The sequence below is a fragment of the Crocosphaera sp. genome (assembly GCF_030064895.1).
Classification (GTDB): domain Bacteria; phylum Cyanobacteriota; class Cyanobacteriia; order Cyanobacteriales; family Microcystaceae; genus Crocosphaera.
In genome coordinates, this window is the sequence record NZ_JASJEB010000043.1 from 25064 (window position 1) to 43170 (window position 18107).

Annotated in this window: 18 protein-coding genes and 1 tRNA gene; 13 read left to right on the top strand and 6 right to left on the bottom strand. The window is 36.1% G+C overall.

The genetic code is table 11. From position 1 onward, the window contains the following. Positions 1-231: 231 nt before the first annotated feature. Together QNJ66_RS11705 and murD are read left to right on the top strand one after the other, a co-directional pair. A complete protein-coding gene (locus QNJ66_RS11705; RefSeq protein ID WP_300506808.1) occupies positions 232-1179 on the top strand; it encodes a homogentisate phytyltransferase in 948 nt (315 codons plus the stop codon). 250 nt (positions 1180-1429) lie between these two features. Further along, positions 1430-2806, top strand: coding sequence for a UDP-N-acetylmuramoyl-L-alanine--D-glutamate ligase (gene murD / locus QNJ66_RS11710; protein WP_300506811.1), 1377 nt, complete (start codon positions 1430-1432; stop codon positions 2804-2806). Positions 2807-2968: 162 nt separating this feature from the next. Here the strand turns inward: murD and QNJ66_RS11715 are convergent, their stop codons facing one another. Next, positions 2969-4033 carry an LOG family protein gene (locus QNJ66_RS11715; protein ID WP_300506814.1) on the bottom strand — a complete coding sequence of 355 codons (1065 nt, stop codon included), beginning with the start codon at positions 4031-4033 and terminating at the stop codon, positions 2969-2971. Positions 4034-4198: 165 nt separating this feature from the next. On the opposite strand from QNJ66_RS11715, the gene QNJ66_RS11720 reads away from it, so the two are divergent. Next, on the top strand, positions 4199-4756 hold the full coding sequence (locus QNJ66_RS11720) for a metal-dependent hydrolase (protein ID WP_300506817.1): 558 nt from the start codon (positions 4199-4201) through the stop codon (positions 4754-4756). Between the two features lie 160 nt (positions 4757-4916). Here QNJ66_RS11720 and QNJ66_RS11725 read toward each other — a convergent pair. Next, positions 4917-5003: transfer RNA gene (locus tag QNJ66_RS11725), tRNA-Ser, on the bottom strand. 152 nt (positions 5004-5155) lie between these two features. Here QNJ66_RS11725 and psaK point away from each other — a divergent pair. From psaK to QNJ66_RS11740, 3 genes are all read left to right on the top strand, one after another. Continuing rightward, the gene (psaK, locus tag QNJ66_RS11730) at positions 5156-5416 is read left to right on the top strand and encodes a photosystem I reaction center subunit PsaK (protein ID WP_300506819.1); all 261 of its coding nucleotides are present in this window, start codon (positions 5156-5158) and stop codon (positions 5414-5416) included. 253 nt (positions 5417-5669) lie between these two features. Further along, a complete protein-coding gene (locus QNJ66_RS11735) occupies positions 5670-5900 on the top strand; it encodes a DUF4327 family protein (RefSeq protein WP_300506821.1) in 231 nt (76 codons plus the stop codon). Between the two features lie 72 nt (positions 5901-5972). After that, complete coding sequence (locus tag QNJ66_RS11740; RefSeq protein ID WP_300506856.1) at positions 5973-6437, top strand: biopolymer transporter; 465 nt, start codon at positions 5973-5975, stop codon at positions 6435-6437. On the opposite strand, the gene QNJ66_RS11745 is transcribed toward QNJ66_RS11740, so the two are convergent. Further along, positions 6434-6757, bottom strand: a complete 324-nt coding sequence (locus QNJ66_RS11745) for a muconolactone Delta-isomerase family protein (RefSeq protein ID WP_300506824.1) — start codon at positions 6755-6757, stop codon at positions 6434-6436. The two genes, QNJ66_RS11740 and QNJ66_RS11745, sit on opposite strands and share 4 nt — an antisense overlap. A 91-nt stretch (positions 6758-6848) precedes the next feature. Between QNJ66_RS11745 and QNJ66_RS11750 the strand changes: the two genes are divergently transcribed. From QNJ66_RS11750 to QNJ66_RS26180, 6 genes are all read left to right on the top strand, one after another. Continuing rightward, on the top strand, positions 6849-8540 hold the full coding sequence (locus QNJ66_RS11750; protein WP_300506827.1) for a hypothetical protein: 1692 nt from the start codon (positions 6849-6851) through the stop codon (positions 8538-8540). A 117-nt stretch (positions 8541-8657) separates the two neighbouring features. Next, positions 8658-8870: an aspartate kinase gene (locus tag QNJ66_RS11755; RefSeq protein ID WP_300506829.1), complete on the top strand. Its 213-nt coding sequence runs from the start codon at positions 8658-8660 to the stop codon at positions 8868-8870. 311 nt (positions 8871-9181) lie between these two features. Then, entirely contained in the window at positions 9182-11824 is a 2643-nt protein-coding gene (gene topA, locus QNJ66_RS11760) for a type I DNA topoisomerase (protein WP_300506832.1), read from the top strand. A gap of 472 nt (positions 11825-12296) precedes the next feature. Continuing rightward, positions 12297-12863 carry a sigma-70 family RNA polymerase sigma factor gene (locus QNJ66_RS11765; protein ID WP_300506835.1) on the top strand — a complete coding sequence of 189 codons (567 nt, stop codon included), beginning with the start codon at positions 12297-12299 and terminating at the stop codon, positions 12861-12863. A gap of 202 nt (positions 12864-13065) precedes the next feature. Continuing rightward, on the top strand, positions 13066-13362 hold the full coding sequence (locus QNJ66_RS11770) for a hypothetical protein (protein ID WP_300506838.1): 297 nt from the start codon (positions 13066-13068) through the stop codon (positions 13360-13362). Between the two features lie 362 nt (positions 13363-13724). After that, entirely contained in the window at positions 13725-13835 is a 111-nt protein-coding gene (locus QNJ66_RS26180; RefSeq protein ID WP_366146281.1) for a PEP-CTERM sorting domain-containing protein, read from the top strand. Positions 13836-13951: 116 nt separating this feature from the next. Here the strand turns inward: QNJ66_RS26180 and QNJ66_RS11775 are convergent, their stop codons facing one another. Both QNJ66_RS11775 and uvrA read right to left on the bottom strand, forming a co-directional pair. Continuing rightward, a complete protein-coding gene (locus tag QNJ66_RS11775) occupies positions 13952-14182 on the bottom strand; it encodes a toxin-antitoxin system HicB family antitoxin (protein WP_300506841.1) in 231 nt (76 codons plus the stop codon). Positions 14183-14358: 176 nt separating this feature from the next. Next, positions 14359-17220, bottom strand: a complete 2862-nt coding sequence (gene uvrA / locus QNJ66_RS11780; protein WP_300506844.1) for an excinuclease ABC subunit UvrA — start codon at positions 17218-17220, stop codon at positions 14359-14361. A 382-nt stretch (positions 17221-17602) separates the two neighbouring features. Here uvrA and QNJ66_RS11790 point away from each other — a divergent pair, with 382 nt between their 5' ends. Then, positions 17603-17806, top strand: a complete 204-nt coding sequence (locus QNJ66_RS11790) for a hypothetical protein (RefSeq protein ID WP_300506849.1) — start codon at positions 17603-17605, stop codon at positions 17804-17806. A 44-nt stretch (positions 17807-17850) separates the two neighbouring features. Here the strand turns inward: QNJ66_RS11790 and QNJ66_RS11795 are convergent, their stop codons facing one another. Continuing rightward, positions 17851-18015: a hypothetical protein gene (locus QNJ66_RS11795; protein WP_300506852.1), complete on the bottom strand. Its 165-nt coding sequence runs from the start codon at positions 18013-18015 to the stop codon at positions 17851-17853. Between the last annotated feature and the right edge of the window lie 92 nt (positions 18016-18107).

Here is an 18107-nt window from a genome sequence, read left to right on the forward strand (position 1 = left end):
ATGACACGACAAATTATCATTAATAAGTTAAGAATATTCGTTGTTCATGGGAATGATAATTTAGGAATTTAACCAAACTATAACCCGAACCACCCCTAACCCCTCCCAGGAGGGGAATAGGAGTAGAATATAGAATTAATTTTGTTGTTAATTATTCCTGATAATTAAAAGTAGGAATATGAAAAATGTAGTAAAATAAAACAATTACAGGCTTAATTTAGTTAAAAATTCATGTCTCAAACCTCTATTAATAGTCCTAGAATTTTTTGGAAAAATCCCCTCGCTTGGTTATCAAGTTTCTGGGAATTTTCTCGTCCTCATACCATTGTTGGTACAAGTTTAAGTGTCTTCGCTTTATATTTAATTGCTTTATCAACTGTAGATAGTATGGTTAATTTGGAAAATATTCAATATTTTTTAATTGCTTTATTTCCCTGTTTATGTGGCAATATTTATATTGTTGGATTAAATCAATTAGAAGATCAAGAGATAGATAAAATTAATAAACCTTACCTTCCTCTAGCATCAGGAGATTTTTCTCAGGTTCAAGGACGTTATATTGTCGGTATAACAGGAATTTTAGCTATAATTACTTCCTGGTTAGGAGGTATGTGGTTAGGGATAACAGTGGTTCTTAGTTTGCTTATTGGTACTGCTTATTCTTTGCCTCCCATTAGGTTAAAAAGGTTCCCTTTGTTAGCTGCTTTTTGTATTTTTACGGTTAGGGGAGTTGTTGTTAATTTAGGTGTATTTTTATACTTTATTTACTCTTTCACTACCACACCTTTTCTAGTGCCTGAAGTTTTAATTTTGACTGCGTTCGTGGTTATTTTTACCATTGCGATCGCCATATTTAAAGATGTTCCCGATCTCGAAGGGGATAAGGAATATAATATTAAAACCTTCACGATCATACTAGGAAAAAAAGCAATTTTTAAAATTTCTTGTGGTGTGATTATCTTTTGCTATTTAGGAATGATAACAATTGGATTTTTATCAAAGTTTAACATCAATCAAGTATTATTGATAGGTTCTCATATTGCCTTACTAATCTTACTATTATGGCGTAGTCAAAAGGTTGATTTAGAAAACAAAAATTCCATTGCTCAATTTTATCAGTTTATCTGGCGATTATTTTTCTTGGAATATTTATTATTTCCTCTTGCTTGTTTAGTTTGATGTAATGTAATATATAGTGTTTTTCAGACTCATGAAGTACACCTAATATCTAACTCCTAAAACTAGAAAACTGTGTACCTAAAAAGTATGAGAACTGCTATATTATTTACATTTTAAATTTGAACACTAACACCCTTTTCTAGACTGTACAAGCAGGAGAGTGATTTTACATTTGTAATCTTGAGTTTAATCCTGATAAAGTGGTAAAATAACCCATAATTTATCAATAGACAAGGAAGCCATAAAAACGATGGCCATAGCTTATATTATCGGACTAGGTAGATCAGGTATTGCTGCAGCAAAATGTCTCAAACAAGACGGATGGGAAGTGATAATTAGCGATCGTGCTACTTCCGAGAGTCTAAACCCTTTACAGCAACAATTGCAAGCAGAAGGAATTACAGTTAAATTAGGTCATACACCTAACTTAAATTCTAGTGCCTTACCTCAATTAATTGTCGTTAGTCCGGGTGTTCCTTGGGATATTCCTTTGTTAATAGAAGCCCGTGAAAAGAATATTGATACTATAGGAGAAATAGAATTAGCTTGGCGATATCTTAACTCATCTCCGTGGGTAGGTATTACAGGAACAAATGGCAAAACCACCACCACTGCTTTAGTTACAGCTATTTTTAAAGGGGCAAAATTAAATGCACCTTCTTGTGGCAATATCGGTTATGCTGCTTGTGAATTAGCCTTATCTAAATTACAAAAAGATAGCACATCTAACTATGATTGGATAATCGCAGAAGTTAGTAGTTATCAATGTGAATCATCTCAAGAATTAAGCCCTAAAATTGGTCTTTGGACAACCTTTACTGCCGATCATTTGAGTCGTCATAAAACCCTGGAAAACTATTACGCAATTAAAGCATCTCTCTTATATCGTAGTGAATATCAAGTCTTTAATGGTGATGATCCTTATTTACATCAAACCGGTTTACATCAATGGGCCGATGCTTATTGGACAACTATAAAAGGCAAAGATAATTTACTTTGTGATCCTAGTAAAGGGGTTTATATTCAAGATAATTGGATTGTAGCTTTTGGAGAATTAATTTTACCTTTAAATCTTTTTAAAATGCCAGGTTCTCATAATCAACAAAACCTTTTAATGGCTATTGCAGCAGCTAGATTAGCAGGTATTGAAAAAGGGGCGATCGCCTCAGCAATAGCAACATTTACCGGTGTTCCTCATCGCTTAGAATATATCATAACAATTGATGGAATTGACTTTATTAATGATAGTAAAGCAACTAATTATGATGCAGCAGAAGTTGGTTTATTATCCGTAAAATCTCCTGTAATCTTAATAGCAGGAGGAGAAGGGAAAGAGGGAGATAATAATAAATGGATTGCCCAAATTAAGTCAAAAGCTGCTAAAGTATTACTGATCGGTGAAGCTGCTGAAAATTTTGCCAAATGTCTTCATGATGCTAAGTATCATGATTATGAAATTGTAGAAACAATGGATAAAGCAGTAGTAAGAAGTTTAACTGTAGGACGAGAACTTAAGGCAAAAGTAGTTCTTTTATCCCCTGCTTGTGCAAGTTTTGATCAATATCAAAGCTTTGAACATCGAGGGAATCATTTTAAAGAATTATGTCAACAACTAAAAGAAAATTGATTTCTGGGATAAAACTCAATTATTATAGCCTTACCAATTAATATTAGGACATTTTATTTATTTTTGTTTCGTTTTTACCTATTCCCTAAAACAAAAATTTATATGTCCTAATATTTTTTTACAAGTCAATTAATTATCAACTATTAACTGTTAACTGTTTAACTATTTCCATTCGGGATGAGGTTCAATGGGTAAACAAGTACCAAATTTATTAATTTGATTAATCATTTGATAAAGTCTTCCTGAATTACGCCGATTAAAATGTAAAGTTAAACGGGGAAGATTTAGGGTTTCATCGTTTATTTCTGGAGGCAATTCCGAACTTTTTTCAATTTTTCCTTTAACTAAAATATCAGTGTATTCTTCATTCAATTGTTCTACTTGTTCATAGGTTAATTCTGTATTAAGTCGCAACACTAATAAATCATCGATATAGCGACTGGAATGATAAACACAATAAAACTCACGAATTACATTACAAGCTGTGGCTAAACTATCAGTAATAGTATAAAGACTAGAATCCTCTGCACTAATTAAACCCCGTGACAATAAATTGTTATAATTATATTCATTCCAAGTTTTCCAATAGTCTCCCCCAGGTTCATCAATTAAGACTAAAGGACAAGGGCCATATTTTCCAGTTTGACAGAGAGTTAAAGTTTCAAATGCTTCGTCTTGAGTCCCAAAACCACCAGGAAATAAAGCCACTGCATCACTTTCTTTTAAGAAGAAAAGTTTACGGGTAAAAAAGTATTTAAACTTAATTAATTTCTCATCTCCAGCAATAAAAGGGTTGCTTCCTTGTTCAAAGGGTAAGTCAATATTTAAGCCAAAAGAATGTTGTCTTCCTGCACCCTCGTTTCCTGCCTCCATAATACCGCCTCCGGCCCCTGTTAAAACCATAAAGCCAAACTGAGTAATATAACGGGCAAATTCCACTGCAAGGCGATATTCTGAACTTTGGGGGGATAAACGGGCCGACCCAAAAATGGTAACCTTACGAGTGTGACGATAGGGATAGAATACCTCAAAGCCTTTTTCTAAGTCTTCTAAGGCAGTAGTCAGTATTTTCCAGTCTAAACTATCAACTTCTTCCCCAGCAATGCGTAATAGGACTCCTAATGCCCGCTCTATCAATTTACCATGTTGATGTTCGGCTAAATTGTCTATCAGTTTTTCTATGTCTGAGGTGAGAGAAGATTGATGATGATTAGCAGATAAGGTCATAATTGAGAAAGTAGAACTAAAATAAAAAGATTATGGATACATTAATAATCTGGAAAGATTGGATTATTTTCTGGCAATCTATTTTTGTTTACTCTTATTCTACCGAAGTTATGGTCTAATGTTAAATAGTTAGATTTTCATGGTTAATAATTCTTATTAGTTATAATGGCATCTCCCATTGGTCATAGTTTGGCAGGTTTTTTAGGCTTTTTTTTAGTTTCTGAAAATGAGCAATTTTTGAAGTATTATTCATCAAAACGATTGATTATCACTGCTATTTTAATCGCTAATTTGCCCGATATCGATTTTATTTTGGGTTATTTATTATATCAAGACTTTAATATTATTCATCGTCAATTTACTCATAGTTTTTCTGTTGGATTTATTGTTTGTATTATTCTTTATTTTTGCCTAAGATTTTCGAGAAAAATCCCCTATTTATTTCTTGTTTGGTTATGGGGACTTTATTTTAGTCATACTGTATTAGATATGTTAGCTGATGACAGTAACCCTCCGGCTGGAGTACAATGTTTTTTTCCTTTTACTACTAATTATTTTGCTTTTCCTTTTCCTATTTTGGGGAGACTTACTTTCACAGGAGGAATTATCCAACTCAACAATTTTTTAGCTGTCTTACAAGAAACAGTTGTAATTTCTTCAATATCTTTTCTTATTCTCTTAATTGTCAAAAAATTTAAAAAATGCGACACAATTAATAATTAATCCTATATTGGTAAGCTGTTGTGCATTTAAACCGCATATCATGAAGTTAAGCAACAAATTAGCAAACCTTCTCCCCGTCTCCCTTTCTCCCCGTCTCCGGTATCAGTCTAGTATAGTAAATTAGATGCTTAACCGGTTAGGGTTGGTTGACTTGCTGAAACGGAGAGGGAGGGATTCGAACCCTCGATGGGTGTTACCCCATAACTCCTTAGCAGGGAGCCGCTTTCAACCACTCAGCCACCTCTCCAAGGCACAGTATATAATCATAACAGATAAATCGGGTTTCTAGCAATTTTTTTTTGTTTCGTTAAGTATTGCAACATAATCATTGACACAAATCCCTTAATTCTTAACATTAAAAACTAATAGACATCTTTTTTCTAGGAGAACTCACCTCTGATGTACTCAACTCTTTTTTTGGCTGTTACAGGTACTACCGTCCAATGGAGTCCCAAAGTTGCCTTAGTTATGATCGCTTGTAATGTTTTGGCCATTGTCATCGGCAGTTACACCATTGCCAAACCCAACGAAGGCCCCGGTTTGCCGGCACCTAATATGTTTGGTGGTATGAGTTTAGGCGCATTACTAGGAACCACTAGCTTTGGCCACGTTCTGGGGGCTGGTGTTATCTTAGGTTTAGCTAGTAGTGGCTTACTCTAAGTTTAGTTTTGTTTAACCTAATGTGGGGCATAATTCTCTTATCTTTTACGGGTTAGGGAATTCTGCCCGACCAGCAAACAAAACGGCTTAGCCTCCACTCTGTCAAGACTTGTGCTATTGTTAAAGGGTGGGACATTTGTGTCTTTACGTTAAAAATTGTTTTATTTTGTTGAAACTGTATCTTTGATGACGGATAATTGGGTATTAGTCATTATTAGTGTCGTGTTCAGCAAGCTTTGCGAGGCAGTTCGTTATGGTTAAGATCATTCAGTCTCCCACCACCTACACCATTGATGTCATTAAAGGGGAGGCAGCTAGGTTAGTTCGAGAAAGAAGACTTCATCAACGACAACCTATTTATACTCTTTGCAAATATATTCCTGCCCGTGAATGGCCTGGTGTAGAATGTGAACTGGAAAGACATGATTTTCTTCTCAGAGACTCTATCATTGATTTATTAAGTAAGCAAGAATGGCGCGATTAGAAGATATTGGCTGATATTTTGTCCATTTCTGTGAAAATCCGTTTTCGTATTTTTATATTTTCTACTCTGTTCATGGGGATGATGTTAAGTAGCTGTCGTCACCCCCTTCTTATCACCCCAGAAATACCCACAGGAGGACTGAATACTAAGTCCCCTGAAGAATACCCAACTTATAGCGGAGACGGTCGTTATTTGGCGTTTGCATCGGAACGTAAAGGTCATCGGGACATCTATCTTTTCGATTTACAAGAAAAACGTCTTGTCTCTTTACCCAATCTTAATCGCAGAGATTCCAGTCAGGATCAACCTGGTTTAAGTTTTGATGGACGTTATCTGGTTTATGTTTCCACGGAACGGGGTAAACCAGATGTCATGGTTTACGATCGCAACAAACAGCGATCAACTCTACTCACGGCCAATGTTCGGGGTTCTGTGAGGCAACCTACCATTACAGGGGATGGATCTCAAGTGGCCTTTCAAACCAGTCAACTAGGAGAATGGAATATTGCGATCGTTGACTATCAAACCACTCCTTAACTGTTAGCTTCGTTTAGCCATTGATTGACATCTGCGGCAAAATCTTCATAACGACGTAGGGATGTTACTTTCACTTTAACATACTGTCCCATTGTTTTCATAATGGGTAGAGTAAAGAGGATTTGATCAAGCATATCGGGAGAGTTTACGTTAACAATAGCAATAACCCGTCTTTCTCCCACACACTTCCATAAGTCTACTACAACACCAGCTTTTTTGGCGTTTAAAGCTGTTTCTGCTTCTTGTGACCAAATAGAGAAGAGATCGGTTTGGGTCATTGTGGGACCGTATTCTACCTGAAAATCGAGAAGATAAAGCATTTTTCATCCTTGTAATTACTAATTATTGGGAACATATTTTAACTATTTTGTTCCTCAATAATAAAAACAATCAATATAGCAAAATAGAAAAATGGATAACAGAGGAGTGGTGAGTATCCCTGATACAAAAAGACTAACTGCTTTAGAAGAGTCATTGACTAAACAGTTAGAACAGTCTGGTTTATCTCCTGTACCTTTATGGGTCAATTGTTTTTTAGGAGAGGTTTTGCTTGTTTTAGTGGAATTTTCTGATAATTATTATTTTAATTTAGAAAAAATTCAAGCTTTCTTATATAAAAGACTCAAAAAAGAGAATTTATCTCAAGATTATTTTGTGGAAATTTATTATTTCATTGATGGTAAATATTGCTCCTTAGAGTTAGATAAAAAAGCAAATTCATTAATTACATTATCTTCTGAAATATTTAATAAATATAGAAATTTAGGTTTAAAATGGCAACAAAAACCAACTGATTCTTCTAAGAAAAAAAATCAGGCTAATCAATTATCATGGTTAGTGATGGGTTGGAGTTTGGCAACTATCACAACTATTAGTCTTGTTTATGGGTTAACTCGTCCTTGTGTTTTTGATAAATGTTCGGACATTTATCAAGCAGAAAAACTTTTTTCTAAGAGTGAAATATTGTTGCAGAATCCCCTGAATGATGCTGAACTTAATCTAGTTAAAAATAATTTAAAATCAGCTATTAATTTATTGGCTAAAATTCCTTTCTGGTCAGATTATTATCAAGAATATTCTCAACTTAAGAATCAATATCAACAACAGCTAGATGATATTTTATTACTAGAATCTGCTAAAAATAAACAAGCAAAAGCAATATTGTTATCTCAACAATCATCTCTATCTATTCAACAATTAGAAGCAGTTAAACAAAAATTAAAAACTGCCATTGCAAAGATAGAATTGATTAACGATAACGATGTTTTAGAAGAAGTAAAAAACAAAGAATATCAAGAATATTCAAAAAATATTCAACTCATTAATCAAAAAATAGTAAGAGAAAAGCAAGCTAATAAGAGTCTAAAACAAGCAAAATTAGCAGCATCCTTAGCTCAAAGGAAAGAAAATGCTGCCGACAATCTAAACAGTTTACAATTAGTTTATAACAGTTGGAAAATAGCTATAAAAAGTTTGCAGGAAATACCAGCAGAAACAACTAGTTATCCAGAATCTCGTCTTCTTTTAAAAACCTATATATCTAATAAAAATAGAATTGGAAAACGAAAAGAACAAGAAAGTATCGCAGTGAAAATGTATGAAAAAGCGAATAATTATGCTAAATTAGCTAAAAAGTCAGAGCAAAATAATCAATGGTTACAAGGAGTTAACTATTGGAGTATGGCTACAGTTCATATTAATAAAGTTCCTAGAAATACCTTTAAATGGAAAGAGGTTCAACCGTTAATATCAACTTATAAACTATCATTCGCTAAAGCTCGAAATAAATCAAATGAAATCAGAAAATTAGAGAAAATTTCATCAGAATTAGATGCAATTTGTAACAGTGAAGAGCCAATATGTAAGTATGATATTACAGAAAAAATAATTAAAATCCAACTAAAATCCAACTATTTAGAACAACTATGGATGATTGCCTTACAAGCAAAAGCAAAAGGAAATTTACAAATTCAAGTGGAACTTTTAAAACATCTTTCTACCTTTGAACACCGCTTACAAACAATGAGTAATCAAACAGGAAAATCAATAGAAGTCTATAATCCTCAAGGAAAATTAATGACTGTGTATCATAGACAACAGTAGAGAGATCCCATCGATGCCAGAATTTTAGCGTGATGGACTATACACGATCGCACCTGATTGGTTATACTGGACATCGCAAAGCAAACAATATAAGTCGATATACTTAACTTAACATCAATGACAACTCAAACTCTTTCCCGTGTATCTTCCGACTCTTCTAAAACAACCACCAAAAACTCTCATAATCAAACTTATGGGGTCAAAGATGGAGAGAATCGGATGATGAAAGTGAGAGAAACCTATTCAGTAACACAACAAGTCAAATATTTACATTTACAAGCTGAAATTGATGTACTTCTGCAACAACTACAAACCTTAAAACAAAATTAAGGAAAAATTCTCTATAAATTAAACGATAAATTCGACATTTAAGCGTTTTTCGACCTAATCTCCTTTAACAATCTTTCTAATCTCCTGTAACAATCTTTGATTGGACAGGAGGTTTTTGTGTTATGGGTCTTCAGAAAATTCTCATTAAATTAAATATAACTTAAGGAAAGCTCGTGTTAAGTTACCTAAAAGGGGTTATTTTTTATAATAGATGTTCCGATTACCTTTTTCTGTAATTGATAAGCTAGGAATAAGCCCATTACCCAGGCTTGATGAGATCCGCTAAAATTGCTTGATTATTAACAACGATTATGTCAACCCTTGTTATTGTTGAATCACCAACCAAAGCCCGTACTATTAGAAATTACTTACCCAAAGGATACCAAGTCGAGGCATCTATGGGCCATGTTCGGGATCTTCCGGCTTCAGCCGATGAAATACCCGCCTCCTATAAAGACAAAGATTGGGCTAACTTAGGGGTCAATGTCGAAGATGGCTTTGAACCCATTTATGTCATCCCCAAGGGCAAAAAAAAGGTGGTTCAGGGGTTAAAATCAGCCTTGAAAAGCGCAGATGAATTAATCTTGGCCACTGACGAAGATAGAGAAGGGGAAAGCATCAGTTGGCATTTATTACAACTTCTCAAGCCCAAAGTTCCCATCAAACGCATGGTGTTCCATGAGATCACCCGTGAAGCTATCCAAAAATCCCTGAAAAATTGTCGGGATATTGACGAAAATTTAGTCCATGCCCAAGAAACTCGCCGTATTTTAGACCGTTTATACGGTTACACCCTTTCACCCTTACTCTGGAAAAAAATCGCTTGGGGACTGTCCGCCGGACGGGTTCAATCGGTGGCTGTACGTTTGCTGGTAAAACGGGAACGGGAACGCCTCGCTTTCCAATCTGGGGGCTATTGGGACCTGAAAGCCTTACTGGAAAAAGAAAAAAGTCCCTTTGAAGCCAAGTTAATCACCCTTGAGGGCAAGAAAATCGCTACGGGTGCTGATTTTGACCCCAACACTGGTAAAATCGCTCAGGGGCGCAAGGTGGTGCTTCTCAGCGAAGAAGAGGCCAACGCCCTCAAAGATAGATTAGAAGGGAAAACTTGGACTGTTAATAAGAAGGAAGAAAAAGCTACCACCCGTAAACCCTATCCTCCTTTTACTACTTCCACCCTGCAACAAGAATCTAACCGTAAACTGGGTATATCGGCGCGAGATACCATGCGCATCGCCCAGAAACTCTACGAAGAAGGTTATATCACCTATATGCGGACGGACTCGGTTCATCTGTCTGATGAAGCCATTAAAGCAGCTAGAAGTTGCGTTGAGGAAAAATATGGTAAGCAATATTTAAGCCCCAAACCCCGTCAATACACCACCAAAAGCAAAGGAGCCCAAGAAGCACACGAGGCCATACGTCCGGCTGGTAATCGCTTCCGTACCCCCCAAGAAACGGGGCTATCGGGTCAAGAATTTGGCCTTTATGACCTGATTTGGAAGCGTACTGTAGCTTCTCAGATGGCTAACGCTAAATTAACTCAAATTACCGTTCTTTTGGACGTGGAGGACGCAGGGTTCCGTTCTTCGGGGAAACGGATCGATTTTCCTGGGTTTTTCCGTGCCTATGTGGAGGGTTCTGATGATCCCGATGCTGCTATTGAAAACCAAGAGGTGATCTTACCGCCTTTGGAAGAAGGTGATCATCCTGACTGTAAAGAGCTAGATGTCTTGGGCCACGAAACCCAACCTCCGGCAAGATATACGGAAGCTTCCCTGGTGAAAATGTTGGAAGGGGAAGGGGTTGGCCGGCCTAGTACCTACGCCAGTATTATTGGGACTATCCGCGATCGCGGTTATGCCCAAATGCGCGGTAAAGCTTTAGTTCCCACGTTTACTGCTTTTGCTGTGGTCAGTTTACTGGAAACCCATTTTCCTGATTTGGTAGATACTCAATTTACCTCGAAAATGGAACAAACCCTGGATGAAATTGCTACAGGGGAGGCCCAATGGGTTCCCTATCTGAAAAAATTCTATTCGGGGGAAGAAGGGTTAGATACTCAGGTTAAGGTACAGGTTGATCAAATCGATCCTGGGGTAGCTAAGGCGATTAATTTGGAGAATTTGGACGCAACGGTAAAAATTGGTAAGTTTGGTCCTTATGTGGAAGTTTTGCAGGAGGAGGAAAAAATTACCGCGTCTATTCCCACTGATTTAACACCTTCGGATCTCGATCCTGAACAGGTTAACAAGTTATTGAAACAGAAAACGGAGGGACCGCAAAAAGTAGGGTTACATCCAGAAACTGGAGAAGCTATTTATCTTTTGATTGGTAGTTACGGTCCTTATGTACAGTTGGGAGAAGCTAGTGAGGAGAATAAGAAGCCAAAACGTGCTTCTTTACCCAAAGGAACTAATGCGGAAGATGTCACCCTAGATATGGCGGTGGGGTTATTGGCCTTACCTCGTTTACTGGGAACCCATCCGGAAACTGGGGCAAAAATTAAGGCCAGTTTGGGACGGTTTGGCCCTTATGTGGTGCATGATCAAGGGAAAGAGGGGAAAGATTATCGATCGCTGAAAAAAGAGGATGATGTCTTAACTGTTACCTTGGAAAGGGCTTTGGAATTATTAGCCCAACCCAAACGGGGACGGGGTGGTGGTCGTACCAAGAAACCTTTAAAAGAGTTGGGGGTTCATCCTGAAGATAAAGAAGCGGTTAATGTTTACGAGGGTCCTTATGGGGTTTATGTTAAACACGGTAAGGTGAACGCTGGTTTACCGGAAGGGGAAACCGTTGAAACTATTACCTTAGAAAAGGCTTTGGAGTTGTTAGCAGCTAAGGCTACAACTAAGAAGAAAACTACTCGTAAAACCACTACTAAGAAGAAAACTACCACAAAACGCACGACTAAGAGTAAAAGCAGTACAACTAAAAAGACAGATTCTTAAGGTTCATCATGTCTGATAGATGTTTGTATTTGTAACAGTAGTAGGGTGGGCAATGCTCACCCTACAGGGTTTTGTAAGAAAGAAAAACTAGAAGTGAAATTAAGATAATGGTTAACTTTTCCGTGAAGATTAGAAATTTTTGTCTTTACTATATTGTTTTTCCTAGTGCGATCGCTTAATTAATCTTGAGTCTTAATAATACAAAATAACTGTTTTACTCAAGATGGGGTTGGGGCGATCGGTATTTAGAAAAAATATTTTTGAGCTATTCTAAACCCTGTAAGCTTTTCAGAGACAGGGTTTGGGGAGAATACTATAGAAAAAATTTTTATCTTCCTATCTTATAGTGTCACATTCTTGGGTTTTGTGACACTATATAGGTGAAATATAAAAAATTGCGCTATAGAAGTTGCGCTAAGAACTTTCACAACCAAAGGAGGTGTGTACAATGTCACCATAAGGAGCATTTTCCATGACGAAACCAAATGATAACCCACTTGCCCTCTATCTATCAACACTTCTAAAACCGGAACCAGGAGAACAACTGAAGCAATCAAACTACTTTTTTGCTTATGTTAAGCGGTTACTTCGGCAGTATTATTTAACAGATGTTGATGCTCATGAGGTTTTGAGTGAGTCAGTCCTTCGTGTAATTTCTTACACGAATAAACATGAAATAGAGGTAAAAAGCTATGAAGCAATGTTAAAGAGATTTAGTCTCAATGTCATTCGCGAAATGAGTCGAAAACAAAGACTTAAATATCGAGTTGACTATGACTCCATAGAACATAAACTAACTTCTAAACAGTCTGGTGGTGAACAAGTTTATCAAACCATAGATAACTTACGTTCATTGGATACTTTGTGGAAGCAATTATCTCCACTAGAAAGTGAACTTCTAATCTTACGAATCATGAGAGGACTGAATTGGAAAACAATTTCTACATTGTTTTCTGACAAGAAAGTTAGTTGCACTCCCTCATCTTTAAGAAAACGATACGAACGTCTTATCAAACGTTTACGTCAACAGATGAGTTAATGCAAATCTTTCAAGTTTGATTGATGGGGCTTTCATGTTTAAACACTGTTCCACTACGCATTAAAGTGAGGACATAAACAAAGCAGGAAAAACTTTTAATAGTTTTTACCTTTTGCTTTTTGCCTTTTGCCTTTTGCCTTTCGCGTAGCGGCATAGCCCCCAATCTTACTGATTATAAATAATAGCATACAGGTAATCAGCAATGAACAATCTTATTGTCAATGAAAAGCTGATGAAATTAGCTCAAGAATATAATTTCTTGGGAAGGTTATCGCAGCTATCTGAATCACAGCAAAAACGTTTAGTAGAAATTCTCAAAGTAGCAGAATCTGATCATAATTTCAGTGAAATGCTGAATAAAATTGATCAGACACTTGCTGAAGAATTAAACCTTCTAGATAAGAATAGTCTTGATGAATATGAAAGTCAGCGAATGAACATCAGTAAAACATTAGTTTCTAAACTTCCTCAAGATTATCGTCTCCTGCTAGAAGATTAAGTTATGTACTTAATTTTCAATCCAGTGTTTCTGTATCTTACAAGTTAGAAAGATGGGAAGACCCATCTTCTTGTTTTTTAAGGATTCAATAATTGAGTCATAACTAATAAAGTTAAACAGTAAGATACAAAAATAGTGTATAAAACTAATACATTTATAGGAGAATCTTTTGCTTGCTTACTTTGGAAAGCTTTTTCAGTAATTGTCTTCAATACACTGCTCAAGCTATTCAAAAAGTAAATCATAATTTGCTCTCTCAACTACTTTCAATAAATAGTGATTTTGAACAGAGGTTTTGTGACAGGAAATATTATCTTTGAGTATTCACAGGTGAAATCGGTTCTTTCAGCCAAATTAAAACCATTACCGTTAATCTTGTACAAGATCCCCAATCTACTCCCGAACCCAGTACCTTAATTAGTTTAGGGTTGCTTAGTTTAGCAGCAAATGCACCTAAACGTAAAGCGAGTTAAGCATGGTTTTGGTGGGAAAAAATAACAATAAGACTATTTTGATACACTTCTACTAAAGATGTGTTTCTTGTAGGGGTTAACGGGCGTTAATCCCTACGGAAATGTGTTCATCATACTTACCTAAAATTTTTCACTGTAGCTTTTTGAGGCAATGGGTGTGGGACTTTCTCTCCATTAGCTTCGAGATCAGCTACGACATCTTTTACCAAGTTTGTAATACCTTCAAGTGCAGCATAACGATCTTCATCAAGATAGGACAAACTAGGATATTCAACGCATAATCCTACAAATTCTTCGTCTTCAACTGACCAAGTAACTCTATAGTTATAGTTATCGCAGTTAACCATCTTCCATTTCCTTATAGTATTAATAATGATACTAAATAGGTAGGTAAAAATAAATGTAAGTTTGTAGTTAGTCCTTTAGGACCAGAAAGATAGTCATCATCAAGGCTAAAGCCTTGACTACCTACTTTTCTATTTTTTATTTAATTACACCTACCTATTTATGTCAAGCTTTAAGGTTAATCTTTATCAGTTGATATGGGATATTGTTTTAAGACTTCTTTTAAATATTGTCCTGTGTAAGAAGTGGGATGTTTTGCTACATCTTCAGGGGTTCCAAAGGTAACAATATTACCTCCTTGATCGCCTCCTTCTGGTCCTAAATCAATGATCCAATCTGAACAGCGAATCACGTCTAAATTGTGTTCTATGACTAAAATAGAATTGCCTTTATCCACTAATCTTTGTAAGACATTTAATAAGTGATGAACGTCATAAAAAGACAATCCTGTGGTGGGTTCATCGATTAAATAGAGGGTTTTTCCTGTTGCCCGACGAGACAATTCTGAGGCTAGTTTAACCCGTTGTGCTTCTCCTCCTGATAAAGTGGGTGCCGACTGTCCTAATTTAACATAACCTAAGCCAACATCTACTAGGGTTTGTAATCGTTTGACGGCTTTTGGTATATTTTCAAATACGCTTAATGCTTCTTCTACTGTCATGTCTAAAACATCAGCAATGGAATAACCTTTATATTTAACTTGTAGAGTTTCTCGGTTGTATCTTGCCCCTTTACAAACTTCACATTGAACATAGACATCGGGTAAAAAGTTCATCTCAATAACATTAACTCCTTGTCCCCCACAATTTTCGCATCTTCCTCCTTTCACATTGAAGGAAAAACGACCTGGTTTATAACCCCTTGCTTTGGCTTCTACTGTCTGAGAAAATAATTCCCGAATACCATCAAAAATACCTGTATAAGTTGCAGGGTTGGATCTCGGTGTTCTGCCTATTGGTGACTGATCAATTACAATTACTTTATCAATAGCATCGAGTCCTGTGACTTCATCTAAGGACTTGGGTAAGGGTACTTTTTTGGTTAGATGATGTTGGAGGGAAGGATATAATAATTCATTAACTAAGGTAGATTTTCCTGACCCTGAAACTCCAGTAATTGCTACTAATTTTCCTAAAGGTATTTCTACATCAATATTTTTTAAGTTGTTAGCATGACACTGTTTTAGACAGAGTTTATTTCCATTTCCTGCTCTACGTTTTGCTGGCGTTTTAATTACTTTTTTGCCAGATAAATAGTCAGCAGTTACAGATGTTTTTGCTTTTAATAGGGTTTTCAAATTACCTTGAGAAACAATGCTTCCCCCATGAATTCCTGCTAAGGGACCAATATCAACTAGGTGATCGGCGGTTCGGATAGTTTCTTCGTCGTGTTCAACTACGATTAATGTATTACCTAAATCTCTTAGTTTTTTGAGGGTATTTAGTAAACGTCCGTTGTCCCTTTGATGTAAGCCGATACTGGGTTCATCTAATACATATAAGACTCCTGTTAACCCTGAACCGATTTGGGTGGCGAGACGAATTCTTTGTGCCTCTCCCCCTGATAATGTTGCCGTTCCTCGGTTTAGGGTTAAATAATCTAAACCGACATCAAGTAAAAATTGTAAACGGTTTCTAACTTCTTTTAGTGCTAATTCCCCAATTAATTTTTGTCTGGGGGTTAAGTCTAAGTTATCTATTCTGTACAAACATTTATCAATGGAAACACTGGTCAACTCATCAATGCTACATTCTCCTAAACGGACGGATAAGGCTTCTGGTTTAAGACGTTTTCCGTGACAAACTTCGCAAGTTTGATCAACGATATATTTGTCCATCTTTTGTTTAATTAGCTCTGAGTTAGTGTCTTTATAATTACGCTCTAATATTTCTAAAATGCCGTCAAATTTTTTATAGTATCCTTTCCCACTATCAAAGCGAGAGTCTTGCTCAAACCAGATAGGTTCTTCGCTTCCATATAGTAATAAGTCTTGTTGTTCTTTGGTTAAATGATTCCAAGCGGTTTGTATTTCAAAGCCGTGAGCTTGTCCAATACTATAGAGTAAGGATAAATAGTAAGAATTATCTTTTTCTGACCAAGGAGCAACAGCAGAATATAAAGGAGCGTTGGGATCAGGTATTACTAAATCAGGAGAAAATTTCCGTAAACTTCCTAATCCATGACAATTAGGACAAGCACCATAGGGAGAATTAAAGGAGAATAAACGGGGGGATAATTCTTCCATAACTGCCCCATGTTCGGGACAAGCAAAGTTTTCAGAAAACATGATTTCTGAAGGGTTATTATTATCTTCATCTCCGAGAATATCTATGACTGCTAATCCGTCAGCATGGGTTAAACAAGTGCTTAAAGAATCTGCTAATCTTTCTTCTATTCCTTCTTTTTTTATGAGGCGATCGACAACTATTTCGATGTCATGATAATGAGTCTTTTTCAATTCAATATTATCGGAAAGTTCTCTCACTTCCCCGTCAACTCTTACCCGTACAAATCCTTGGCTTGCTAAACTGGATAAGAGTTGTTTATGGGTTCCTTTTTTCCCTCGTACTACAGGGGCTAAAATTTGGAATTTTGTGCGATCTGAAAGTTCCATAACCCGATCGCACATTTGATCGATGCTTTGGGGTGCAATTAAGCGATCGCAGTGAGGACAATGGGGTTCACCAGCACGACCAAATAATAAGCGTAAATAGTCGTATATTTCTGTTACCGTTCCCACCGTTGAACGAGGGTTATGAGAGGTTGATTTTTGGTCGATAGAAATAGCGGGACTTAACCCTTCGATCGCATCTACATCGGGTTTATCTAACTGTCCCAAAAACTGTCTTGCATAAGCACTCAGAGACTCGACATAACGTCGTTGTCCCTCAGCGAAGATGGTATCAAACGCTAAAGATGATTTTCCCGAACCGGACACCCCTGTAAACACAATCAGGCGATCGCGCGGTAGTTCGAGATCGATATTTTTCAGATTATGTTGTCTCGCACCCCGGATACGTATGCTGTTTGACTCGTCCATATTCTCAAAGCTTAACACTCCTTAACTTTTTTATCATAACGTCAATGATGGACAATTGATAATGGATAATGAATAATTGTCATTGGTGAGGTACGAAAAATCTATTTTTCTAGTAGTGCAAGCATCTTTCTTGCTATCTTTTTATTTACTATTTCGTTATAATATAATTAACTAAATTCAAATCCTGAAGGAAGATAATTGCCAACTATAGAGCAAGCGTTAAGCTGTGTACGGGTTTGTCAAATGTTGTCAAATCTTTATCAGCAAATTTATTTATTTCGCTATGATTCAAACTTTAAAACCATTTTTATTTTAACTAGAAATGAAAATGATGAAGAATTACAAATTGTAATCTTTTCTAATGGTATTTGGAGGTTTATTGATGACGAGACCCAACTATAAAAAAATGAGTCGTGCTGAATTAAAACAGTATCTTTTATCTAATAGAAATGATCAAGATGCTTGGAATAGTTTCTTTGAAAAGTTAAGTAATTTAGATCCAGATATTGGTTACTCATCTGACTTATCTTCAGAAGAAATGGAGAAACTTTTTAAAACAAAACTAAACCAAACAAATTTAGAGTAACTTAGTCGTAAAATAATGTTAGTTTCTAAGAGAAATTTAATGGATTAATATTTCTCATAAATACCAGCATGACTGACTGCATAATCAGACAATAAGGGTGTATCGTCATTATGACTTTCTGCCCATTCTTTGATAGCTTTAAACCGTTCTTCAGAAGTTAGTATTTCAGAGACTGTTTGTAAAGAAAAGATAAAGAAATTAGGCGGCACAGATTTGTGGTTATAAAACTATGGAATAAGTTTTTATGACAGTTTTATGAAGAGACGTTCTTATCCGTCAGATATAACAGATTCCCAATGGG